Raw genomic sequence first — 23,828 nt, forward strand, 5'->3', positions numbered from 1 at the left:
TCCCTTCCCCACTTGTTCTTCTGGTCTTCACTAAACAGGCAGGAGTACGAAAAAAAGACAGAGAAAGCCCGGAGAATGAGGTCAAACCGGACGCATCCGTGCCTGCTTCATCCTTCGAGCGTTCCTCCGTCTGTACGGTTAGAACGAATCTTATAATTCCTACCTGTTTAGTAAGTTATATAGGCTATTGTAAAAGAGGTTGTTGCTGCTGTCAAACCTTTTTTTCAAAATAAAGGCAGCCGGTCCCAAGGTGCTTCCAGGGAACCATTTTATAGCTGAAACCCAAGGCTGCGTATGGATTTCCATATCCTGATGGTTGTACACCACTGTTTCCATCTTTATAATTCAACCCGAAAGGAGAGGATCAACATACGCAGTTTGAATGGGACAACGTTGTTGAAGCAGACTTGTACACGAACATTCATCACTTCTTTAGTGGTCATCATGCTGGCATTCCTTCCTGGGTTTGCCCAGAAGGCGGAGGCAGCTCCTTTGCTCAAGTCTGGCAGCACTGGCGGTGATGTATGGGACTTGCAGTATCGCTTGAGAACGCTCGATTTCTACACGCAGCCTCTGGATGGACAATACGGCCCGAATACGGCAGCTGCCGTCGCCCGTTTCCAGAAGGAGTATGGGCTCAGCCCTGACGGAGTTGCCGGACCGCTGACCTGGAGGCAGCTGAAAAAATATACGCTCAATCAACCGGAAATGGACATTATGGCCCGCGTCATCTACAGCGAAGCGCGCGGAGAGCCTTACACCGGCCAAGTCGCCGTCGGCGCGGTGGTCATGAACCGCATTCAGTCAAGCGAGTTCCCGAACAACATCCGGGACGTAGTGTTCCAGCCGCGGGCTTTCACAGCGGTGGACGACGGCCAATACTGGCTGACGCCCAACGAGACAGCCTACCGCGCCGCCCTGGAAGCGGTGAAGGGCTGGGACCCGACCTACGAATCCTTGTATTACTTCAATCCGGATACGGCCACCAGCGCATGGATATGGACCAGACCGCAGGTAGTCAAGATCGGCAAGCATATTTTCGCCCATTAACGGATGACGTCCATCGAGACTCAGCTTCTCCTGAATGTAGACGCGCCAAATGAGATGCAGGAGATCCCCAAGGATCTCCTCGTCCGTTGAAGCATCGCCTGTCTTCGTATTCGATTCCATGTTACGGATCGATGGACGCCGGATTGGCCCGAACGGTTAATGAATAGAGCAAAAAGCATCCGCAGCTTAAAGCCGCAGATGCTTTTTTTTAATATGTGGATAAGGTGTGGATTTCTCTTGCTTAGGCCTTTTCAATAGGACAGATGCAGACCGGACGCTTCACCTCCAGCGTGAAGCCGGTGGCAACCAGATTGCCTGTATCCGGGTCTATGCGGTAGCTGGCAATCACATCGCTGTCCTGATTGGCCGAGAGCAGAAAGCCGCCCGGCAGGATTTGAAAGTGACGCGGTGTTTTGCCGCCGGAAGATACCCAGTTCACCGGGCGCAGCTGACCGCTCGCTTCATCGATGACATACTGAACGATGCTGTCATGCCCCCGGTTTGAAGCATACACATAGCGTCCGCATGGGGATACCACAATATGGGAGGACGTATTGTCATCCACGGACGCATCCGCCGGAAGCGTCGCGCTATGCTGAAGCAGTTTCAAATCTCCGAACGTGCTGTCATACGCATAAGCGGCGACCGTGCTGTTCAACTCATTCGTGCCGTACATCCATTGTCCCGACGGATGAAAGGCTGTATGCCGCGGACCTGATCCAGGCGGCAGACTGATCTTCTTATGCGTAACCAGCTTGCCTTCCTCGAGCCGGTACAGATTGATTTCATCCATCCCGAGGTCGCTGACGAGCACATACTGGCGGTCCGGCGTCTCGTGCGACGAATGCGGATGCGCCTCGGACTGGCGGTCATCCCGAAGGCTGCGCCCGACATGGCGAACTTTCGAGACCACCTCTCCGACCCTGCCGTCATCCTCGATTGATAGCGCTGCAATATGCCCGTCGGTATATCCCGTCACGAACATCCGCTTGCCATCCCTCGAACGCGAGACATGACAGGCCCCCGACACACCTGCCGGAGTGCGGTTCAGCTCAGTCAGTTCACCGGTCTCCGGATTTACAGAGTAAGCCACCGCTTCGCTGACACCGATCTCGCTGATGGCATACAACACGGAGGACGCCTCATTGAAATCAAGAAATGTGGCGTTTTCAATGTCTGCCGTGCCGCCCAGCAGCCGAAGTTCGCCGGTGTTTCGGTCCATCGCTCCCCAATGTATTCCGTTTTCGTCCCTGGAACCGTAGGTTCCTATGTAGAAAATAACTTCGTCCCGCATATCCACCCGCTCCTTTTATTGTGAATCTTAACTTAACTTCATGCGCCCTCAGGTATCTTTTACCCGGTCCGCTCCCTTCATTAAACATAGGCCTTGCATCGGAGCCCCATCCTATCGCAGACTCCGATTGGAAGTTTTTCTCTATTCTACATCGGATTCGACGAGAATCACAGGGGTCGCCATCGAATGGTGAAAGCTTGTTCCCTTGCCAGGTCTACTTTCCGCTTGTACCACATACATCATAGTAGCACCCCTAGGAAGGAGGCTTTCGATTGGGCATTCAATTGATCAAAATTGCAGCGGTATATTTTTTCATCGGCATTCTGCTCGGGATGTACATGTCCATCAACCATACTTACAATTACTCTTCTATTCACGCGCATGTGAATCTGCTCGGCTGGGCGTCGCTCGGGCTTGCGGGCGTCATCTACCATCTGTTTCCGGCTGCGGGCGAGTCGATCTTTGGCAAGGTCCACTTTTGGCTGCACAATATCGGTCTGCCGCTGATGATGACAGGATTGTTCCTGCTCGTACACGGCTATGAAGCCGTGGAGCCGGTCATCGCCGCCGGCGGCATTCTGGTCACATTGGGTGTGCTGTCGTTCCTGTACACCGTGTTCACCAATATCGGGACGCGGCACGATAAGTAATTCACCGAACCGGCATGAAACGGGGCCTGACCTCATCATCCTGGATTGAACAAGAACGTCAGGTCCCATGTACGCGGGTAATGGGCCGAGGCTGCGGACTGACCGTTTGCCGCCGATAGCTCCCCGCAATGATCATAACAGGGAGCGACTTTGTCCCGATTCCTTCTTATTGCAGGGGAATTTCAATAGCCTTCACAATCGCTCCGGGATAGCTGCTCAGCTCAAATGTCAGCGGCTGCGGATAAGCCTGCGGCTTCAGGTAGATGTATTGGCGGATGATCTTGGCCCCCGCGTCCATGGAGGAGGTTGTCCGGGACCCGGCCTCTTCCCTTGGCGTATGCCGCCGCCCCTCTCCATCTACAAACTCAGGCTCGAAGGACACGCTGCCGAAAAGTCTCTCGTCCTCCTCACGATACTCCAGCACCAGCACATGATCCTCGTAGCTGCCAAACTGCATGCCACCGTCGGGCGAATGAATGACCTCTCCCTTCTCCGTATCCACAACAACTTGCATGGTCGAGGGATCCACAGCCAGCAGTCCCCCTGCTTTCAAAGTAAGGGATTCCGGCTGATCCAGTATGTTGCTGTCAAAAAAGTATGTCATTTGGCCGTCTTCCCCTGGTAAAAAGGCTCCCCGACTGGCAAGCCGTACCACCTCTCCGTCTATAACCGATTCTACATAAGGCTCCACCAATCCGGTTACCTTCATCGTATTGCTGTTAGGCACATTGGCTTTCACCACAATGCCCGCAGGGGATAATATCGCTTGCTCCACATCATATCGTTGCCCCTCTATCTCCAGCATCTGGTTTAGCGGGGTGACGGTCGTAAATTGACTTGAAATGCCCAGATCCAAGGAAATATCGACGTCAAGGCGTATTTCATTCTCGGCTTCCGTGGCATGGGCAATGTTCGTTGAATATGGGGCCACGGCGAAGGAAACGGTAATTTCATCCGCCAGCTGGCTTGCATTCTCCAGACGGATATCCAGCCATGAGCGGTGCACGCTCTGATCTGGCTCCGCGTAGAGGGACATTACGGAAAAAGACTCCAGCGGGATGTCCGATCCCGTGCGCTCAATATCCGTCCGCAGAAGCTTCATAGGCTGACCCGAGTGGTTCTCCAGCGTATAAAATATGACCAATTGCTGAGAGCCGACTAACACGCCGTTGATATTAGCCGTATAATCACCCTCGGATACGGACTGATGGACCGGCTGAATCAGCCCATGTGCGTTCGCAGCGTTCAGCGTAACATCCTCGCCAAAATCAAACCCTGTAAGCGGCGGGTACGGCCCTTGGATAGACTGCGCACGCTGCGGGACCAGGCTCTCCCAGCTCCATCCCATCATGAGCAGGACCAATGCGCAGGCGCCTGCCAGGGCAAAAAGACCTTGACGGCGTCGTTTCGTGCGCTGACGGCCTTGGCGAATACCGCTTCGGATGGCCGTATCCAAGGCGTCATCCGGGGTGGTCTCTGCTTGCGCTTTGTCAGCTGCATCCCTGCCCATCTCCCTCAGCCATCGTTCCTCGCGCTCAAACATCGAACAGCACCCCTTTCGATTCGATTTTTTGCCTCAGCAGCTTGAGCCCCTGATGCAGTCTTGTTTTGACTGTCCCTTCCGGGCAGTCCAATATTTTAGAAATTTCAGGCACCGTCATATCCTCATAATATTTAAGAATCAGGACATGGCGATATTTCGGCTTCATCCGGCGGAGGGCCTGCTCCAGATCCAGCTTGCTGTCGCTTACCATTTCTGCCGCCCCTTCCCTGCGGCTGATGTCCTCAACCGGAATCATTCGTTTCCTTCGCTTCTGCTCATCGACACAGCAGTTGATCAGAATACGAATCAGCCACGGTACGAACGCCTCCGGCGCTTTAAGCTTTCCGCGCTTCATCCACGCCCGGCAGACCGTCTCCTGCAGCACGTCCAGCGCATCGCTTTCATTGTGCAAATAGCTCCAGGCTATGGTATACAAGCGCCGCCTGTGAAGCGATACCAGGGCATAGAATGCCTCCTCGTCCCCTTTGCACGCCGCATGAGCCAGCTCGATTTCCTCCATTCCAGCTTTCCTTCCCCTCATTCATTTCTGCCTAGAAGATAACGCAACACTACCATTAAAGACGGGGGAGAGCCACCAATCGTTTTTTTTATTTTTTCGGCTCAAGGTCCGATATCATCAGCCGCTTGCCTCGAGCCAATAAAAAAAACGCCCACCCCAGCGGGGTGAGCGTGACGCATGACGATCAACTTACGGTTGCTTCGCACAGCACCGGTTCGAAGCAGCGGGCTTGCCACATCCAATCAGGCATCAGCCTCTCTTCTTGCGAGCACGATAAAAGTAATGATGACCTATATAAGCAATACCGCACAGAAGGAGCAGCAATGCCGATATCCAAATGACAGGAAGCAGATAGGGAGCATGGTCGCTGGCCACAAAAAGCAAAAAGCCCGACGCTGCATACATCACCAGCAGCATTGCGATGCGTCTGTACAACTGCATTGGACTCGCCCTTTCTCACAGTATAAATATGGATATTTACCCATTTTTCCGTATGGTTACTATGTTAACCGATAATGCAGTAATTTGCACTCAAATTATGGAAAAAATATTAATTTTTTATTCATCCTCCGCATTTCTGAGATTCATGTCCGATTGCCCTGACCGCGATCTGCGTGTCGCCGCCGCTCGCCTCTCAGCACTGGGATAACGCCTATCCTGAACTTGGGCTTGCACAAACTAATAATATTAGTTAATATACTAATATGGTTAGTTTATTAACTAATGACGCTGCGATTGCCACACTTGCTGGCGCTCATGTTGTAAATTCCGAAAGACAGGAAGGAGAAGCCTTATGCTTGCAACCACAGTGGATCAAGTAACCCAGCTTTCATTCATGCCTCGATTGTTTCCGGTCAATGTGTATTTGGTGGAGGAAGAGGATGGTCTTACCCTCATCGATACCGGCATGCCCTTCTCTATCAAGGGCACCCTTGCCGCGGCCTCATCCGCAGGCAAACCGATCCGCCGCATCGTGCTGACTCACGCCCATGGCGATCATGTCGGCGGGTTGGACGGACTGAAGCAGGCATTGCCTGAGGCAAAGGTATATATATCGAAGCGGGACGCGAAGCTTCTGCGGGGCGACGTGAGCCTGGAGTCCGGAGAACCGCAAACGCCCATTCGCGGCAGCGTCCCGAAGACCATCCATACTACGCCGGACATTCTGCTCCGGCACGGAGATTTCATCGGCTCGCTGAAAGCCATCGCCACACCGGGGCACACGCCGGGGCATATGGCGTTTCTTGATCAGCGCAGCGGCATTCTGATCGCCGGGGATGCGCTCCAGACCCGCGGCGGATTGGCGGTATCCGGCAAGGTCAACCCCTGGTTTCCTTTCCCGGCATGGGCCACCTGGAACAAGCCCGCCGCAATCGAAAGCGCCAAGGCGCTCACAGAGCTGGAGCCAGCCCTGCTCGCCGTCGGGCACGGGCCGATGCTGGCGTCGCCTCGGACCCGCATGCAAGAGGCGATTGCCGCGGCGGAAGCCCGACTGGGGAGGGAGACGCCATGAGCCCAAGACCCGGATTAGACCAGACGGCTGTCGTTCAAGCTGCCGCCAGGCTTGCCGACCGGGACGGATTCCATGCCGTCACGCTGGCATCGCTGGCAGCCGAGCTCGGGGTGCGCTCCCCTTCCCTGTACAATCATATTAACGGTCTTCCCGGCCTGCACGCGGCCCTTACCCTTCATGGCCTTCGCACCCTCCTTCAAGGGCTGATGAAGGCGGTTGTCGGGAAGTCCGGCGAGGATGCGTTGCGCCAGGCCTGTCTGGCGTATGTTGAATTTGCCCGAACACACCCCGGACTGTATGAGGCGGCCCTGCAGCCCATCGCCCCCGAGCAGACCGAGGTGATCCAGGCCGGAGACAGCGTGGTGGAGCTGCTGCTGCAAATTTTGACACCCTACAAGCTCACCACCGACGATGCGCTCCATACCGTGCGGTGCATTCGCAGCTTCTGTCACGGCTTCTGTTCGCTGGAGCGTTCCGGCCAATTCGCCATGAATCTTAATCGGGACGATAGCCTGGCCTTTATGATTGATGTGTTCATCCAGGGGATGAACCTGAAAGCCGGCGAAGTCTGAATCGCCGCAGCTTCGTCTGATTTTGCCAGAGCGCGGATTATGCTATAATCGAAGGACAATACTTAATATGTGCTATTTTTTATAGAAAGAGGTCCTGAATTGTGGTAGATCTGAATTCCCCAATTCTTCAAATAGGCTCTACGATTGCCATGCTGGTGATGGCGGTAACGGTCATCATCATTCGCATGAAGGCCAGTCACCGTCCGGTCACGGTCAGGAAGATCATCATTCCTCCCATCGCGATGAGCACCGGTTTTATCATGTTTGTGGAGCCGCAGGTTCATATTCCGCTGTGGTGGGGGGCGGTCGCCTTTTGCGTGGGATGGTTTATATTCTCGTACCCGCTCATCCGCAGCACCAAGTTTGAGAAAGTGGAGGGGCAGGTATTCGTGCAGCGTTCCCGCAGCTTCGTGTATATTCTGATCGGCATTCTTGCCGTCCGGCTGCTCCTGCACGGCTACATCGAACAGCATATTTCCATTCCGCAGACCGCTGCGTTGTTCTTCCTCCTCGCCTACGGCATGATCGTCCATTGGCGGATCTCGATGTATCGTCAGTATCAGAAGATTACAGGTCCGGAAGTGGTGGCCTGAATCCCGATGCTGGTCCTGTTTCGACAGGATCTCCCGGCTTCGGACAATCCCCCAAGCTCCAATCTTCATGAAAGAGTGAATAGCAAGCACACAACCTGGAAGCCGTATTCATACGGCGAAAGCTTAAGCTGTCCGGTTCCTTATCTCCATCCGAAGGATATCCGCCAGCTTCACGTGTGTGCTGATGCTTTCACTCTTTTTTTTGTGCAACCAAACGCTCGTCCAGTTATTTAATTTGCATTAATTTACAGAATATTTGTAATATTACGCATACTACGATACGATAGAAGTGATTGCAAAAAAAGCAGATGAAGGAGGTCTTCAATGCACGACATAATGTTCGAGGTTGGCACCGCCTTAATTTTGGTTGCCATCGCCTCCGTAATTGCCGGAAAGCTTAAGTTTTCCATCATCCCTTTTTTGATTGTGCTTGGTATGTTGGTTGGGCCCCACGCGCCAACGATCGGTATCTTTGACTTCAAGTTTATTGACAGTCAAGGCATCATTGATTTTCTAGGGCAAATCGGTATCTTATTTCTGCTCTTCTATCTGGGGCTGGAGTTTTCCGTGCAGAAATTAATCAAATCCGGGCGAAATATCGTTGTAGGCGGGACGGTATACGTGACGCTAAACTTTGCGCTGGGGCTGGCTTACGGCTTTATCGTCCAAATGCCGCTTTACGAAACGCTCATTATTGCCGGTATGCTCTCCGTCTCTTCCAGCGCAATTGTCGCCAAAGTGCTCGTCGATTTACGACGAACCGGGAACTCCGAAACCGAGCTGATTCTGGGCATGATTTTGTTCGACGATATTTTTCTTGCCGTGTTTCTATCAATCATGTCCGGCTTGCTGCTCGGTGGCGCTACCTCCATCGGGGCCACGCTGCTGTCGGTATGCATTTCCATCGGCTACATGCTGCTGTTCTTTGTCATTGCCCGCAAGGGCCCGCCGCTATTGAACAAATGGCTGCGAATTACGTCTAACGAGATCTTCATCATCGTTGTATTCTCCGTCATGTTTTTTATTGCTGGCTTCTCGGAGAAATTGCACGTGGCCGAGGCAATCGGCGCGCTTCTCTTTGGCCTGGCGCTCTCCGAAACGGAGCATGGCGAACGCATCGAGCAGCTGGTCGTGCCATTCCGCGATTTCTTCGGCGCTGTCTTCTTCTTCAGCTTCGGGCTGAGCATTGATCCGACCACGCTTGGCGATGCCTTCTGGCTGGCGATCGGCGCTGTGGTACTTACGATTATCGGCAATTTGGTTGCAGGTATGATCGCTGGTCGCAGGGCCGGACTATCGCATAAATCATCCCTTAACATTGGACTGACGATCATGGCGCGCGGAGAGTTCACCATCATCGTGGCCAATCTTGGCGTCGCCGGCGGCCTATCGGCCATGATCAAGCCATTCTCGGCGCTTTACGTATTGATATTGGCCATACTTGGGCCACTGTTGACCAAGGAGTCGAAGCATATTTACCGCGGCATTAACCGGATCTTCCGCTGGAGCTCTCCTGAAGAGAAGGTTAAGAGGCGGCAATCAGAATAGCCACTCGCAAGCTGATGTTCATTGTATGAGAGGAGGAACTTATATGAGTTTTATTCGCGAGTCCGAATTACCGGGTATCGGTAAAAAATTTCTTATTCAGACCCGATCGGGAGACAGGCTCGTTGTGATCATCCACAATGATGGCCGAAGAGAGATGTACCATTTTAACGACGATGATCCTGAAGAAACGATATCGCAAATCTCATTGGATGATGATGAAGCCAGACAAATTGCCGCGATTGTCGGCGGCATGGTCTACAAGCCTCAAGCGCTGGAATCCATCGAGGTGTCGGTGGAAGATTTGATCATCGAATGGATCCGCGTGGAGGCCCATTATGACGGTGCTGGCAAGTCGATTGCCGAACTGGAGATTCGCAAGCGGACGGGAGCCAGCGTCCTTGCGATCGTTGGGCGGCAGAACCGTGTCATTAATCCGGGACCCGAGCACATCTTTGCTGCTGGCGCAACCATTGTACTGGCCGGGGAACGGCAGCAGATCCGGAATTTCAAAGAGCTTCTGATCGGCAAACCGTCTAAAGCGACCGAGGACTAGATATTCGATTTAAATATCCTTCGGGCACGCTTGTGGAAGGGCCGCGAGTCTGTTATATTTTTAGTGAACAGATTTTCCAATCCATAATTTAAAGGCAATGTTATCTTGTTGAAGGTACAACCTCGGCGATTTCAAACCGGGTTGTGCCTTTTTTATTTGCCCGCAGCGGCATTAAGGAGGATTGATCTTATGTTTCTGGAAGCTGTGTATCACCGTCCGCGCAAAAACTGGTCCTATGCGTACAACGGCACCACCGTTCATCTTCGGATCCGCACCAAGAAAGACGACATGACCGCCGTCTATGCTCTCGCCGGTGACAAGTACATGTGGGACCACACGATGGAGTATGTCCCGATGACCAAGCTGGCGACAGACGAGCTGTTCGACTACTGGGAATGCGAGGTGACCCCGCCGTACCGAAGAGTGAAATACGGGTTTCTGCTGCAGCAGGGTCATGAGAAGCGCTGGATGACCGAGTATGATTTTCTGACCGAGCCGCCGGCCAATCCCGACCGACTGTTCGAGTACCCGTTCATCAACCCTGTCGATGTGTTCCAGCCGCCGGCATGGGTGAAGGATGCCATCTTCTATCAAATTTTCCCTGAACGGTTTGCCAACGGGGATACCCGCAATGATCCCGAAGGCACGCTGCCATGGGGGAGTGCCGATCCGACGCCAAGCTGCTTCTTTGGCGGTGATCTGCAAGGCGTCATCGACCACCTCGATCATCTGAGCAAGCTGGGCGTGAACGCCGTATACTTCACCCCGCTCTTTAAGGCAACCACCAACCATAAGTACGATACGGAGGATTATTTTCAGATTGACCCGCAGTTCGGGGACAAGGATACGCTGAAGAAGCTCGTAGATCTGTGCCATGAGCGCGGAATTCGCGTCCTGCTGGACGCCGTGTTCAACCATTCCGGCCGAACCTTCCCTCCCTTCGTTGATGTCCTCAAGAACGGGGAGAAGTCCAAATACAAGGACTGGTTCCATATCCGCTCCCTGCCGCTTGAGGTGGTGGACGGCATTCCGACGTATGATACCTTTGCCTTTGAACCGCTGATGCCCAAGCTCAATACCGAGCATCCGGAAGTGAAGGAATACTTGCTGAAGGCCGCGGAATACTGGATTCGCGAAACGGGGATCGACGGCTGGCGGCTCGATGTTGCCAATGAGGTGAGCCACCAGTTCTGGCGCGAGTTTCGCCGGGTGGTGAAGCAAGCGAACCCCGATGCCTATATTCTGGGCGAGGTATGGCATGAATCGTCCATCTGGCTCGAGGGCGACCAGTTCGATGCGGTGATGAACTATCCGTTCACCAACGCCGTCCTTGATTTCTTCATTCATCAAATCGCCGATGCCGAGAAGTTCTCCTTCATGCTCGGCAAGCAGCTTGCCGGGTATCCGCGCCAGGCCAGCGAAGTCATGTTCAACCTGCTGGACAGCCATGACACCGCCAGATTGCTGACCCAAGCGGATGGCGACAAGCGGAAGATGAAGCTGGCGGTGCTGTTCCAGTTCACCTACTTCGGCACCCCGTGCATCTATTATGGGGACGAGGTCGGCCTTGATGGCGGGCATGACCCGGGATGCCGCAAATGTATGGAATGGGACGAGACGAAGCATGACAAGGATCTGTTCGCGTTCTACCAGACGGTCATCCGGCTCCGCCAAGCTCATGCTGCTCTGCGCACCGGCACCTTCAAGTTCCTCACGGCCGAGAAGAACAGCCGGCAGATTGCTTACCTGCGTGAGGACGACCAAGATACGATCTTGGTCGTCATGAACAACGACAAGGCGGGCCACACGCTTACGCTGCCTGTCCGGCATGCACAGTGGACCCATCTGTGGAACGACGATGTCCTGACCGCTGCTCACGGACAGTTGACCGTGAAGCTCCCGGCTTACGGCTTTGCCGTGCTGAAGGCCTCATCCGATTGATCATCATGAGGGCGCCCTCCGTTCACTGCGATACACGCAGCCGAGCAGCGGGCGCCTCTTTTTGTCGCTCCCCCTCCTTCCCTTGACATGATGACATTGACTTGACCCGGTATGAACGTTATAATGCTCATGAGTTCAGTTATTTAGTAAATTAGTAAATTATAAATTTAGTGAACAATTGAGCTGCATGTCATTGAAATCATGAGAACTGGAAGGTGATCCGCTTGAAAATACCGACAACGTTAAAGCATAAACCTGTCATCGTGTCCGAGAACTATGAGAACATCGATGGCCGATACGCCTATGATTCAGATGCGAAGGGGCTCTCTCTGGGGCTTGCGCAGTGGAACGACCGGGGAAAAGTGGATATTTCCGCGAAAGTATGGAGACATACGGGCGGCAAATGGTCCAGGCAATCCGAGGAGCTTCCTCTCCACCGGGTGATTGACCTTGCGATTTTGATTTGCAGAGCCAAGCTCCATTTTCAAGAGGCCTACCGATATGATCATTTATATGATCCCGACAATCCCGTCATAGACCGGGTAGGGCTGCAAGGGGATGCCATGACGGTATCCGTATCCACCGATAACGAGCATATCCATGAAGATATCAAGCTGTTCAATCAGGCGCTGAGCGAGGATGGCGAACTGATTGGCGAAAGATTGCGCACACTGTCCCGGATGTTGAAGGAGATGGGGTATTAACACTTAGCGTTACCATCCCCGCGGCTAAACTGTTCATGCTTCTATTGATTCATGCCCTGAATCCGTTATGCTATGAATAATAGACCATGTGAACGCTTATAGGAGGATGACGTCATGACCCTTCACTGGATCAAGCAGGACATCGCCGAGTGCACGCGCAGGGGGATCGTATATTTCACATCCGAGCTGGAAATGATGAGCGGCCTTCCCTGCAAAATGTACCGGATCAACGAGGATTACGGGAGCATGTCGGATCATATGCACGACTATTTTCAAATCTGGTACGTTCGCCGCGGCGAGTTTGATCACACGATGGGCGGGCGTAAATACAGCGTCGTTCAGGGCGATATTGTGGTCGTTCCTCCCTACTGCATCCACCGGGTCGAAATGCTTCCCGGCCGGGAGCTTGAGGTGATCGGGTGTGAGTTCACGCCCGGATTCATCAATGAGCAGCTTGCCAGCCCCGAAGAGGGATCCAGGCTGTTTGACCAAGCCTTTATCGAGGCTTTTGTCGCTCCAGAGCATGAGATTCCGCCGAAAATCCCCCTGTCCGGCAGCAGTGATCTGGCCGCGCAGGAGCTGTTGAATGAAATGCTCGGCGAGTACAGCAGGCGTAGCCCCTGCTTCGAAATGCTGCTGAAGGCCAATCTGCTGAAGCTGATGATGATTGTGAACCGGGAACATGACGCCGCCTCCGCTCACGCCAGACCTGCGGGCGGCCAGTACCATGAGCAGATGCTTGGAGCGATTCAGTTCATCCATCAGCATTACGATCAGCCGCTAAGGCTGGAGGAGCTGTGCAGCATGACGATGATGTCGCGCACGAACTTCTGCCGCCACTTCAAGGAGATCACCGGCCGCACCTTCAGCCAATACGTAGCCAGCTATCGCATTCGCATGGCGATGAAGCTGCTGACCGAGCCGGAGCTGACCGTAACGGAGGTATGTTATAAAGTCGGGTTTAACGAGCTGCCCTACTTCTGCCGCATCTTCAAGAAATATACCGGAACGACCCCGGCCTATTACAAGAAAAATAGCGACCGGAGCAGTCGCTAGCATAACGGAACCATCATCGGGAATCGTCTTCACCCAGATTCGACATAGCAGTGGAAAAAATTCGTCACAGAATGAAACTCAGGCAGAGAGCTGGTATTGACTCCTCTGCCTGATTATATACATGGGCTTAGTAGGAAATTAGCCTAAAGCGACATCTCTATCCCTTCTGATTCAAGGTCAGACTTGAGCCATACCGCCATCTACGAACAATTCGACGCCGTTGAACGTCATCACGCATTCGTTATTTGACTTCCCCATTCGCCCTTCGGCTCTAACCAGCTGACGCTTCTATCCACAATTAAATCGCCCAGTATTCTTTCGTAATTCTTACGGTAGGGTTTAATAAACTCTTCCGCAAGCCAGCTATCTCTGGTGCCCTGCCATGTTTCATAAATGATCAAGTCATCCGGCTGATCCAGATCGTCTGAAACAATGGCGCTAATGAATGCCTTCTCGGATGACATCTCTTCAATAAGGGAATATAGCTCCTTGCGGAATTCCTCTTTCTTCCCTGGTTTAGCTTTGAATCGAATATTCAGTTGAACCTGTTGATTGGACATGGCTACTCCTCCTATAAGTTTCATATTTGCAGGGTTTCCGCTGCGGCATTTATCATAACGCTAGATGAATAATTCGTCAGTAATTTAGATTACGTTGAAAAGCATGCAATCGAAAGGAGATTCATACGGATCATGAATCAAGACAGCTCTTGCATCGCTTTTTCGATATGAATCATGACCATTCTACGGCTGGTCACGATAATACCTTCATTGGATAGCTCCTGTAAGGTAAGCGATACCGCTTCTCTTGTGGCGCCGATCATATTGGCCAATTCTTGATGAGTCAGGGGAATATCGATTTTCTGGTATCCATTTTCTTCTATTCCGAACTTCTTAGATAGTCGGTTGAGAAAGTAGAGCACTTTGCCACGCAAATCTCGAAAAACCAATTTCTCCACCAATTCATCCTGATCTCGCAGGCGTTTGCTTAGCTCCGATAGAAATCGTAAAGACAATTCAGAATACTTGACTAAAAGCGGTTCAAATTGTTCAGCCGGAATCGAAAAAACAATCGAGTCTTCCATCGTCTCCACATAAGTCCCTCTTGTGCTCAAGGAAAACGTTTCAACTTCGCCAAACATACCGCCCTCACTTAGGATGCAAACTGTATGTTGTTTGCCGGCCGAATTGGTTTTGTATAACCGAAGTTTACCGGCGATGACGAAAAACAAGCCATTCTTTTCATTACCGGGCGACTGAAGAATTGTGTCATTTGAAAGTTTATACGTATTTGATCTTGTTACCAATTGTTCGATTTCACGGATAATTTCTGCCGGAAGCGATTCAAATATTTTTATTTGTGGCAAAAATGAGGTTACTCTTTCCATTGTCTCATTCATCGTCTCATCGTGTAACATGGTGCTCCTCCTTTCCATGCTGCGAACGACAATCACTCGACTCGCTGCAATCATTAGTCCTCATATAACATAATCTATAGCCGGAATGTTACATTCATCATAAACCACCCTTATTTCCTCTTCTGTAACCCAGATTACAAAAGCTTCTGACATAGAACCCTAAGAAAAACAAGAACCTATACCCCTACAAATACTTACGACAACTTATGCTTTAAATTAGCCACTCCCCCGCCCACCTCTGTACGATAATCCAATAAAAAAACACGATAGTGAAATCGAGACCTATCCGCACCATGATATACTCTTGGCAAAACATAAGCTATATGCATTTTCGAAAGGTATCGTATGTTTTCAACTCTACGTGATGATGGAGGGAATATAATGAACAAAATTACAATCGCTGTCATCGGCTGCGGCACCATCGCCAACAGCGCACACATTCCGGCGTACATCGCCAATCCGGATGCCGAGATCAAGTACTTCTGCGACGTTCAGCTGGACCGGGCGGAGCAAGCTGTTACGAAATATGAGTGCGGACAAGCGATCGCTGACTACCGTGTCATTCTGGAGGACCCGGAAGTAGACGCGGTGTCGATCTGCACGCCGAATGATGTGCATGCCTCGATTACCATCGCTTGTCTTCGCGCCGGCAAGCATGTCCTCTGTGAAAAGCCCGCCGCAAGAACCTACGCCGAAGCGCTCGAAATGCAGAAGATCCAGCATGAAACCGGCAAGATTCTTAACATCGGTGTCGTGAACCGTTACAACGAAAGCGTGAACCGGATTAAGAAAATGATCGAAAACGGCGATCTGGGCGAGCTGTATCATGTGTATGCCAGCTTCCGCGCTCACCGCTCCATCCCAGGACTTGGTGGAGCTTTCACCACCAAAGCGATCGCCGGCGGCGGCGCTCTGATCGACTGGGGTGTGCATTTCCTGGATGTGGTCATGTACTGTACCGGCGACCCGCGCCCTATAACCGTATCCGGTCAGGCATACTCCAAGCTCGGCAAGGATATGGAGAACTATACGTATCTAAAAATGTGGGCCGGCCCGCCGAAGGTTGACGGCACCTATGATGTGGATGACTTTGTTACCGCCCTCATTCGGACCGAAGGGCCGACCATCTCGCTTAACGGTGCCTGGGCCCAGAATATCGGGGTCGAGGAAATGTTCATCGACTTCCTTGGCGACAAAGGCGGCATCCGCCTGAAATACGGGGCGGAATTCACGTTCTACACCGCCCAGGACGGCGCTTTGATTGAAACGACGCCGAAGTTCAACCTCGGCAGCATGTTCCAGAACGAAATCGACGGTTTCATCCGCTCGATCCAGACAGGAGAGAAGCAGCCATCACACATCGACACGGTTATCCTCTCATCGCAAATCATCCAGGCTATCTACGACTCCTCCGACAAAGGAGCGGAAATGTCCCTCCTGTCGGCAACAGCCGAGACCAATCGCTAAGCCAGCTCAAATCGCCAGGGAGGCTATCAGATATGAAGACCATCGGATTTATCGATCTCCATCTTGACCAGTTTCACGCGAACAAGTATCCGGGCTGGATTGAACAGGCCAGCGGCGGGAGCATGAAGGTGGCCTACGCCTATGCCAAGCAGGACAAGGAAGGCGGCAAGACTAACGAAGCCTGGTGCCGGGAATACGGCGTGCAGCAGCTATCCTCCATCGCCGAGGTGGTGGACAGAAGCGACTACCTGATCGTCCTGTCCCCGGACAATCCGGAGTATCATGAGGAGCTGTCCCAGCTTCCGCTCGCTTCCGGCAAGCCAACGTATATTGATAAGACGTTTGCGCCTGACCGGGACGCCGCCCTTCGCTTGTTTGATCTGGCGGCAAAGCATGGCACGCCGATGTATTCCACATCCGCCCTCCGCTTTGCCAGCGAGTACGCAGAGCTGAAGGCGGGGGACATCCAGACCATTAGCAGCTGGGGCCCCGGGACTTTCTCCAATTATTCGATTCATCAAATCGAGCCGATTGTTCACCTGATGGGCCCAAGCCCGAAACGGGTCATGTTCACCGGCACGCCGGAGTCCCCGTCCCTGTTGATTGATTTCGGAGAAGGGCGGCAGGCGAATGTGAATCATTTAGGCGACAACTGCCCGTTCACCCTTGGAGTGAGGTACACCACCGGGGATTTCAAGCAAGCTTCAGCGCAGTCCAATTTCTTCACTGCCTTCATCGACAATCTCGTTCACTTCTTCCATACTAGCGAGCCTGCCGTTGATCCGGCAGAGACCGTGGCTATCGTCACGATCATTGAGTACGGTTTAAAGGCTGCTGACACACCGTATCGCTGGGTGGAGCTGCCCGTATAACAGACATTGGACAGCTTTAAGGTCGAAGCACCTTCTATCATGATCAGGGTTCACAGCAAAAGAGCCGCTCTCCCTGGGACGATCCGTCCCGGGACAGCGGCCTTTGCTATTTCAAGGGGCATGTGGCGAATGAACAGGCAGGATCACACACACTGTTGTCCCCTATATCTCCTTGCGCTGAAAATATAGAAGCCCCGCCATAAAGAACAGTAGGAATCCGCCGACCACGACCAGCATAAGACTCTCAAACGGCAGGTTGAAGGCTCCGAAATCGGCGCCTCCGGTCGGCATCATAGCCAGCAGCGGCTGGGCCCACGGATAATAAGGCGCATACGTCGCCGAATTGGCAACCAGCATATTCGGAATCGTGAAGACCACATTCAGCGCAAGCGGTGCCGCAAAGCTGCTCCAGGCCGTCGATACGGCAAGCTGAAGAGCTGCCAGCGGCAGGCAGGCGATCCAGCCGCCAGCAAGGCACTGCAGCAGCATCCCCCACGGAATTGGCTCTGCATAGCGATTCACCACGCCAACCAGCAGCAATCCACCTAGGAACAGCAGCTGAATCACCGCCAGCAGAATGCATACGACAGAGAACTTGGACAGATACACCGCCCCCCGGGAGACCGGAAGCACGAGCAGCTGCTTCCATCCGCCGCCGGCATGCTCATATCTGCATACCATCGCACTGAAGACCCCCGTCATAATCGGCAGAAACAGCATCGCGTGGAGAATGCTCATCGTGGTTAAGGTTCTTTCCCAACGAAACGCCCCCACCTCCCTTCCATCAAGGATGCCGAGCAAGGTGGATGCTGCGATGCAGAGCAGGATTTGCAGCCATAGTCTGGACCTGGCCAGCTTCAGCCATTCGGCTGACAAGGCTCGGGTATAGGATGACATATCAGTTCACGTCCCTTCGGTTAAAATGAATCAGGCCCATCAGCGAAATGACGAGACCCAGACACAGACCGGCTCCGACCACCTTCACTTCGCCCGGACCAACATAAGCAAGTACTGGCCATTTCAGCGGCATCCAGTTGGGGAACTGGTACGTGAAGACAGACACAACCGATGCCGTAATCCCTATCCCGACAGGCATCCCCTGGTTTTTGAGCGTCATCGACATCCAGAGCTGAATTGCCAGCAACGGGATCGCGGCAAGCATCGGCGCGAAGCCAACTCGCGCCAGATCGACATAGGGTATCTCCTGCGGGGACATGCCGAGCAGAAGTCCAAGGACTGCCGTTCCTGCGGAGAGCAGAATGCAGGATACGGTCAGGAGCAGGAACGCCTGCACGAACTTGGCGCTGAATACCGCCGTTCGGGAAATCGGCAGTGCCAGCAGCTGCTTCCATGAACTGAGCTGGTGCTCTACATTCGCCATCAGCGAGCTGATCAGCGTGATGCCGAGAAACAGCGCAATCGGTACAAAATTCGCAATATTATGAAGCAGCCCGTCCCACGGGTCATCCGCATATTGATTCATCAGGTAATCATACCGCAGGCCAAAATTCAAGCCCTGCATCGCCACCAGCCCGATGGGGCCTAGCGCAGTCAGAAACCAGATCCCTTTGCCGCGGATTTTCATCCAGTCTGCAGACAGTGCGCGGAGCATCATATCCGGTTCCCCTCCCCGACAATCTGCATGAAAATATCCTCCAGCGATCTGCGCTTCTCCTCCACCCGATAAACCGCATGCTGATGCTCGACCAGCCGCTTGACAAGCAGCGCCACCTTCGCATCGCTCATGGCCCCAAGCTCCATCATTCCGCGATTCAGCACGCCGGAGCAGCCGAGCTCAAGCGCGTGCATCAGCGCCGCTTCCGGCTCAGAGACCGACAGGCGGAAGCCGCTCGACGCGGCAGCGGTCAGATTGGTGATCGTATCCTGATACACCAGCCGCCCCTCGCGAATGATGCCTACCTTGTCGGCCATCAGTTCCACCTCGCTGAGCAGGTGGCTGGATACCAGCACTGTGATGCCGAATTGACGCGGCATCTGTTTAATGAGCTCGCGGATTTCCTGAATCCCCGAAGGGTCCAGTCCGTTGGTCGGCTCATCCAGAATGAGCAGCTCTGGATGATTCAGCAGCGCTGCAGCAATGCCGAGCCGCTGCTTCATGCCGAGGGAGTAGCCCTTGACCGGCCGCTTGGCTTCCTTGGTCAGCGAGACGATGTCCAGCACCTCAGCGATGCGAGCTTTGGGCCCGCCCGTAATGCGGCGGATCGTCTCCAAATTTTCAATCGCGGTTAAATGCCCGTAATAGGACGGGTATTCGACCAGCGAGCCTGTCCGCCGCAGAATGTCCATCTTCTCCTTTTTCAAATCCTTGCCGAACAGATGGATGGAGCCGCGCGTTGGCTGAATCAGCCCGAGCAGCATGCGGATTGTCGTTGTTTTGCCCGCTCCGTTCGGTCCGAGAAACCCGTAAATGTCGCCGCGCGCGATTTCCAGGTTGAGATCCTCCACCGCTGCGCGTTTTTTGTACAATTTATACAATCCTTTTGTCTGTATGACCATGTCCGTCACATCAATCACCTCGAGAACTATCCTACCTGCCCCAGGTTAAATGACGGTCGCCCCGAAGTTTAAATTTGATTTAAACAAATAGCTTTCCAAGTCGGTTCACCCCTTCGGGCGCACAAAAAAGGCGATCTATCCCCGGCCCTACCGGGAACAAATCGCCGTATAATGCCCCGCACCGCTGTCCTCATGACGTGTTCGAGGACCTCGTGACAGGCTGTTCACTGTGTCTTGATCAGTTACAAGGAAGTGTCATCAGACGCAGCATTCGTCAGAAGGGGATTCGACTTCCGCCACACCCTTACCGCCGAGCCCGCAGCCGAGCTGACGATCTCATAGTCCAGCCCCATCTCTCTGGCAAGATGTTCAACGATGGCCAGGCCGATGCCTGTACCCTTGTGCTCGGAGTCCGCATTCATCCCAGGCCCTCTGTCCGAGATGACCAGCATCCGCTCACCGTCCTCACGCCCGGCCATTCGAATGCCGATATAACCTCCCGCTTTAGCGTGACGCACAACATTTTGGAACAGATTATCCACGATGCGCCGGAACCACAGTTCATCTACATCCCACACGACCGGCTCTCCTTCAAGGTCAATGTCAGGCTCAATCCCCGACTTCTCCCATACCGGATACCAGGCTGCCGCGCTCTCCCTCACCAGCCGCAATATATCCACCGGCGAAAGCTTCAGCTCAATCCGGCCGCTGGTCAGCAGATTATAGGACAACAGATTGTCAATCAGCTCCCCCAGATCCCCGATCTTCGATTCCATCAGCGCCAGTGACTCCTGCCCTTTCTCGCTCAGCTGCTCCTTCCCAATCGAAAAAATATGGCTTCGTATCACAGTGAGCGGCGTCCGCAAATCATGGGACAAATTGGCGATGAGCGCTTTGCGCAGCTCCTCTTCCTCACGCTGGCGGCGCAGGCCAATCTTCAGCTGCTGCACCATATCGTTATACCCTTCCTCCAGCTGGCCGATCTCGTCCCGCTTCGTGAGTTGAACCGGCTGCGGGATGCCCGTCTCAGAGTGCGGCGATGTCATCGCCTTGCGCAAGCGGATCAGCCTCCTCCGGATGCCAACGAAGAACAGCCAGGAGACAAGAATGAACAATAGCGACAATCCGGCCATGAAGGCGGCATAGATGGTCGTCTCACTGGCAAAAGGCTGCTGAACGCTAATATATTGTCTCGGAATCCGCATCACCATGAACCCCTGGCCGCTGCCCTCGTCGCCCCCGATAAAAGCCACCACCGTGAACGGATCGTTGCCCACGGCGGTCTTCATGAACTGCACCGTATACTCGGCACTCCATGTATCAGGGATATCCGGCTGTTCCGGGAGCTCGACCCTTACTTCATTCCGGGCGTCAACCCAGAGGATGGACAACTCCGGATATTCCTCTCGAAGTTCACCAAGCCTCTGACCGATGTGCTCCGCGGACGCGCCGCCGAGCTTCGCCGCTTCGGCATGCCACATCTTGACCAGCGGCTCACCGCTCGTATACTTCGCAGTTGGCACATAGACCGTTCTGGAGAAGGTGTCATTCACGAACCAGTAGAATACGGAGGCCAGCGGCATCACGATCGGCATAAACATCATCGCAGCCATAATCAGCAGCAAATACCGGGAAGTCAGCGAGTTGCGAAATCTCCCCTTGGTTTTCCGCCACTTCATGCTCTCACCCGGTACCCGAGCCCGCGGACGGTCTCAATAATGGCCGGAGCTGCCGGATCTCGCTCCAGCTTCTCGCGGAGGTAGCGAATATGCACCATCAGCGTTTTGTCTCCTTCGATGTAGGACTCGTTCCAGACCGCCTCATAGATCTGCTCCTTCGTCATGACCCGCCCCCGGTGCTGCAGCAAATACATGAAGATATGATACTGCTTCCCTGTCAGCACAATATCCTCTCCCGAGTCCATATTCACTATCCGGTTCTCCTTTACATAGATGCGGAGATGTTCGATCTCGACCGCTTCCTCGACGTGGGCCGCCGAACGGCGCAGCAGCACCTCGACCCGCGCTGCCAGCTCGTCAGGATGAAACGGCTTCGTCAAGTAATCGTCGGCGAATTCGAGTCCTTGAAGCTTGTCATCAATCGACGTACGTGCAGACAGCATCAGAATCGGCAGAACCGGACAAGCCTTCTTGATTCGCTGCCCCACCGTGAAGCCGTCAAGCCCCGGCAGCATCACGTCCAGGATGACAACGGCACAGTTATCCGCTTCCTCCACAGCACGTTCCCCGCTGGTAAGCCACGTGACGCTGTACCCCTTTTCCTTCAGAAACTCACTCACCCATTCGCCTATTTCACGGTCATCCTCAATATATAAAATGCTTGCGCTCAAGTAATCTCTCCCCTTCATCCCAAGCTTGTCCGCCGGGCGTCCCTCCGGCTCCTGTTGGCATTCATTGTATCATGAGCAGACCCGCCCTTAAAACGGGTGCTTCGTTTCGCCATTACGTTGTAACCTTGTCACCCAGCCTTTTCACTCAGCTATTCCCTCCAGCTACTTTCTCAAGCCATTTTCTTCGGACTACTTTCTTCGGACTACTTTCTCAGGCTACTTCCTTAAGCTGCATCCTTAGCCATTCCTCAACCCCCTCTCTTACGCCACTCTTTTCCGCCGCTCTCTCTGCTAATTCCCCCCTAATATTGTGCAAACGTTTGACTTCAATCGGGATTTTTGGAGAAAAAGAACCCCCTGATCGTGGATCGTCCCGCCTTCCTGCTGTTGCACAGTATATTTACAAGCACACCGTTTAACGTTAATATAGCAGTTGTAACCGTTTAACTCTATCTGTGCCAAAGGATTGGTTAAACCTTTAACACTATGGATCCGGACCGTATTAAATGGAGCCTGCTTCACGATTTTCTTCCATTTAATCAAGCAAACGGTTCCACAGGAGGTCCTTGTTATGAATGTAACGATTAAAGATGTTGCCAAACGGGCGGGAGTATCCCCCTCCACGGTCTCACGCGTGCTCTCCAATCACCCGAGAATCAGCCGCGAAACATCGCAGAAGGTTCGAGACATTATGGAGGAGATGGGCTATCACCCGAATATGATGGCCAAGAGCCTGGTGTCCAAAACGACGGAAACGATATGTGTCATTCTGCCCAAGCCCGCCGAGGAACTGTTTCTGAATCTGTTCTTCATGGAGCTTATCCGCGGCATCGTCACCCAGGCCAACCGTTCCGGCTATGATGTGCTGATCAGCTCGGGCGGCAGTGAGAAGGAAGAAGTTGAAGCGGTGTCCCGCTTGCTCAATGGCCGCCGTGTGGACGGAGCTATCCTTCTGTATTCCAGGCAGGACGACGCGGTCGTTGACTACCTGAAGGCGAATGAATATCCGTTCGTGCTTATCGGGCGCAGCGAGAAGTATCCGGATCTGCTGTCTGTCGACACGGATAATGTACAGGCCGCTTATGATGCGACCAAACACCTGATTACCTTCGGCCATGAGCGGATCGGCTTTGTCAGCGGGCCACCGAATCTGATGGTGTCCCAGGACCGCCTGAAGGGGTATGGCCAGGCATTGGCAGATGCCGGGCTGACCATGCGCAAGGAGTGGATCGTGGAAGGCGAGTTTCTGCAGGAAAGCGGCTATCGTGCGATGTCCTTTTTTATGAATTTGCCGGAGCGTCCAACAGCGCTTGTTATCGTGGATGACATCGTTGCCTTCGGGGTACTGCGGGGATTAAACGAGCTTGGGTATAAGGTGCCCCAGGATGTATCCATCATCAGCTTCAACAATATTTCGTTGTCCGAATTGTCCAATCCGCCGCTCAGCAGCGTGGACATCGGCATCTATAACCTCGGCTACACCGCTTCCCAGGCATTGATCCAGAGCATTCGCAATCCTAACGAGAAGGGCCGCCCAAGCCGCTATATTATCCCGCACCGGCTCATGATTCGCGAATCTTCGATGCACTCTGCCCCGAAGTAGTGGTGCATCGCTTTATTCAATCGTTTGCACATAAGCCGGTTGCTGCTGGATGCGACCTCTTATAC

24 protein-coding genes are annotated in these 23,828 nt (G+C 53.3%); 13 read left to right on the forward strand and 11 right to left on the reverse strand.

Annotated features, from left to right (window positions below):
* The first annotated feature begins 444 nt into the window (after positions 1-444).
* A complete protein-coding gene (sleB, locus tag MKX64_RS07340; protein ID WP_230875614.1) occupies positions 445-1,050 on the forward strand; it encodes a spore cortex-lytic enzyme in 606 nt (201 codons plus the stop codon).
* A gap of 241 nt (positions 1,051-1,291) precedes the next feature.
* Here the strand turns inward: sleB and MKX64_RS07345 are convergent, their stop codons facing one another.
* Positions 1,292-2,344 (reverse strand): lactonase family protein, encoded by a 1,053-nt coding sequence (locus MKX64_RS07345; protein WP_095399067.1) that lies wholly within the window; start codon positions 2,342-2,344, stop codon positions 1,292-1,294.
* Between the two features lie 272 nt (positions 2,345-2,616).
* Here MKX64_RS07345 and MKX64_RS07350 point away from each other — a divergent pair, with 272 nt between their 5' ends.
* Positions 2,617-2,994, forward strand: coding sequence for a cytochrome-c oxidase (locus tag MKX64_RS07350; RefSeq protein WP_095265895.1), 378 nt, complete (start codon positions 2,617-2,619; stop codon positions 2,992-2,994).
* A gap of 166 nt (positions 2,995-3,160) precedes the next feature.
* Here MKX64_RS07350 and MKX64_RS07355 read toward each other — a convergent pair whose 3' ends face one another.
* From MKX64_RS07355 to MKX64_RS07365, 3 genes are all read right to left on the reverse strand, one after another.
* Positions 3,161-4,537: a DUF4179 domain-containing protein gene (locus MKX64_RS07355; protein ID WP_341035603.1), complete on the reverse strand. Its 1,377-nt coding sequence runs from the start codon at positions 4,535-4,537 to the stop codon at positions 3,161-3,163.
* Positions 4,530-5,057: a sigma-70 family RNA polymerase sigma factor gene (locus MKX64_RS07360; protein ID WP_095265893.1), complete on the reverse strand. Its 528-nt coding sequence runs from the start codon at positions 5,055-5,057 to the stop codon at positions 4,530-4,532. Before MKX64_RS07360 ends, MKX64_RS07355 begins: the two co-directional genes overlap by 8 nt.
* A 249-nt stretch (positions 5,058-5,306) precedes the next feature.
* Positions 5,307-5,498, reverse strand: a complete 192-nt coding sequence (locus MKX64_RS07365) for a hypothetical protein (RefSeq protein WP_095268211.1) — start codon at positions 5,496-5,498, stop codon at positions 5,307-5,309.
* A gap of 352 nt (positions 5,499-5,850) precedes the next feature.
* Here MKX64_RS07365 and MKX64_RS07370 point away from each other — a divergent pair, with 352 nt between their 5' ends.
* From MKX64_RS07370 to MKX64_RS07405, 8 genes are all read left to right on the forward strand, one after another.
* The gene (locus MKX64_RS07370) at positions 5,851-6,570 is read left to right on the forward strand and encodes an MBL fold metallo-hydrolase (protein ID WP_095268063.1); all 720 of its coding nucleotides are present in this window, start codon (positions 5,851-5,853) and stop codon (positions 6,568-6,570) included.
* Positions 6,567-7,142 (forward strand): TetR/AcrR family transcriptional regulator, encoded by a 576-nt coding sequence (locus MKX64_RS07375; protein WP_095268062.1) that lies wholly within the window; start codon positions 6,567-6,569, stop codon positions 7,140-7,142. The genes MKX64_RS07370 and MKX64_RS07375 overlap by 4 nt, the downstream gene beginning before the upstream one ends.
* A gap of 101 nt (positions 7,143-7,243) precedes the next feature.
* On the forward strand, positions 7,244-7,735 hold the full coding sequence (locus MKX64_RS07380; protein ID WP_095268061.1) for a CcdC family protein: 492 nt from the start codon (positions 7,244-7,246) through the stop codon (positions 7,733-7,735).
* Between the two features lie 324 nt (positions 7,736-8,059).
* A complete protein-coding gene (locus tag MKX64_RS07385) occupies positions 8,060-9,283 on the forward strand; it encodes a cation:proton antiporter (protein ID WP_095268060.1) in 1,224 nt (407 codons plus the stop codon).
* A 43-nt stretch (positions 9,284-9,326) separates the two neighbouring features.
* On the forward strand, positions 9,327-9,836 hold the full coding sequence (locus tag MKX64_RS07390) for a cation:proton antiporter regulatory subunit (protein ID WP_095268059.1): 510 nt from the start codon (positions 9,327-9,329) through the stop codon (positions 9,834-9,836).
* Positions 9,837-10,025: 189 nt separating this feature from the next.
* Entirely contained in the window at positions 10,026-11,777 is a 1,752-nt protein-coding gene (locus MKX64_RS07395; protein WP_095268058.1) for an alpha-glycosidase, read from the forward strand.
* A gap of 224 nt (positions 11,778-12,001) precedes the next feature.
* Positions 12,002-12,481 (forward strand): DUF6530 family protein, encoded by a 480-nt coding sequence (locus tag MKX64_RS07400; protein WP_095268067.1) that lies wholly within the window; start codon positions 12,002-12,004, stop codon positions 12,479-12,481.
* A 114-nt stretch (positions 12,482-12,595) separates the two neighbouring features.
* A complete protein-coding gene (locus MKX64_RS07405) occupies positions 12,596-13,537 on the forward strand; it encodes a helix-turn-helix transcriptional regulator (RefSeq protein WP_095399063.1) in 942 nt (313 codons plus the stop codon).
* A gap of 230 nt (positions 13,538-13,767) precedes the next feature.
* Here the strand turns inward: MKX64_RS07405 and MKX64_RS07410 are convergent, their stop codons facing one another.
* Together MKX64_RS07410 and MKX64_RS07415 are read right to left on the reverse strand one after the other, a co-directional pair.
* Positions 13,768-14,097, reverse strand: a complete 330-nt coding sequence (locus MKX64_RS07410; protein WP_095268056.1) for an antibiotic biosynthesis monooxygenase family protein — start codon at positions 14,095-14,097, stop codon at positions 13,768-13,770.
* Between the two features lie 137 nt (positions 14,098-14,234).
* On the reverse strand, positions 14,235-14,954 hold the full coding sequence (locus tag MKX64_RS07415; RefSeq protein WP_341035604.1) for a Crp/Fnr family transcriptional regulator: 720 nt from the start codon (positions 14,952-14,954) through the stop codon (positions 14,235-14,237).
* Positions 14,955-15,335: 381 nt separating this feature from the next.
* Here MKX64_RS07415 and MKX64_RS07420 point away from each other — a divergent pair, with 381 nt between their 5' ends.
* Together MKX64_RS07420 and MKX64_RS07425 are read left to right on the forward strand one after the other, a co-directional pair.
* Positions 15,336-16,421: a Gfo/Idh/MocA family protein gene (locus MKX64_RS07420; protein WP_095268055.1), complete on the forward strand. Its 1,086-nt coding sequence runs from the start codon at positions 15,336-15,338 to the stop codon at positions 16,419-16,421.
* A gap of 32 nt (positions 16,422-16,453) precedes the next feature.
* Positions 16,454-17,293 carry a Gfo/Idh/MocA family protein gene (locus tag MKX64_RS07425; protein WP_341035605.1) on the forward strand — a complete coding sequence of 280 codons (840 nt, stop codon included), beginning with the start codon at positions 16,454-16,456 and terminating at the stop codon, positions 17,291-17,293.
* A gap of 162 nt (positions 17,294-17,455) precedes the next feature.
* Here MKX64_RS07425 and MKX64_RS07430 read toward each other — a convergent pair whose 3' ends face one another.
* From MKX64_RS07430 to MKX64_RS07450, 5 genes are all read right to left on the reverse strand, one after another.
* On the reverse strand, positions 17,456-18,190 hold the full coding sequence (locus MKX64_RS07430) for an ABC transporter permease (protein ID WP_095399062.1): 735 nt from the start codon (positions 18,188-18,190) through the stop codon (positions 17,456-17,458).
* A 1-nt stretch (position 18,191) separates the two neighbouring features.
* Complete coding sequence (locus tag MKX64_RS07435; RefSeq protein ID WP_341035606.1) at positions 18,192-18,908, reverse strand: ABC transporter permease; 717 nt, start codon at positions 18,906-18,908, stop codon at positions 18,192-18,194.
* A complete protein-coding gene (locus MKX64_RS07440) occupies positions 18,905-19,819 on the reverse strand; it encodes an ABC transporter ATP-binding protein (RefSeq protein WP_095268065.1) in 915 nt (304 codons plus the stop codon). Before MKX64_RS07440 ends, MKX64_RS07435 begins: the two co-directional genes overlap by 4 nt.
* A 233-nt stretch (positions 19,820-20,052) precedes the next feature.
* A complete protein-coding gene (locus tag MKX64_RS07445) occupies positions 20,053-21,489 on the reverse strand; it encodes a sensor histidine kinase (RefSeq protein WP_095268051.1) in 1,437 nt (478 codons plus the stop codon).
* Positions 21,486-22,160, reverse strand: a complete 675-nt coding sequence (locus MKX64_RS07450) for a response regulator transcription factor (RefSeq protein ID WP_095268050.1) — start codon at positions 22,158-22,160, stop codon at positions 21,486-21,488. Before MKX64_RS07450 ends, MKX64_RS07445 begins: the two co-directional genes overlap by 4 nt.
* A 571-nt stretch (positions 22,161-22,731) precedes the next feature.
* Here MKX64_RS07450 and MKX64_RS07455 point away from each other — a divergent pair.
* Positions 22,732-23,763, forward strand: coding sequence for a LacI family DNA-binding transcriptional regulator (locus MKX64_RS07455; protein WP_095268049.1), 1,032 nt, complete (start codon positions 22,732-22,734; stop codon positions 23,761-23,763).
* The last annotated feature ends 65 nt before the right edge of the window (positions 23,764-23,828 follow it).

The organism is Paenibacillus sp. FSL M8-0334, from assembly GCF_038000405.1.
Taxonomy (GTDB): domain Bacteria; phylum Bacillota; class Bacilli; order Paenibacillales; family Paenibacillaceae; genus Paenibacillus_AQ; species Paenibacillus_AQ campinasensis.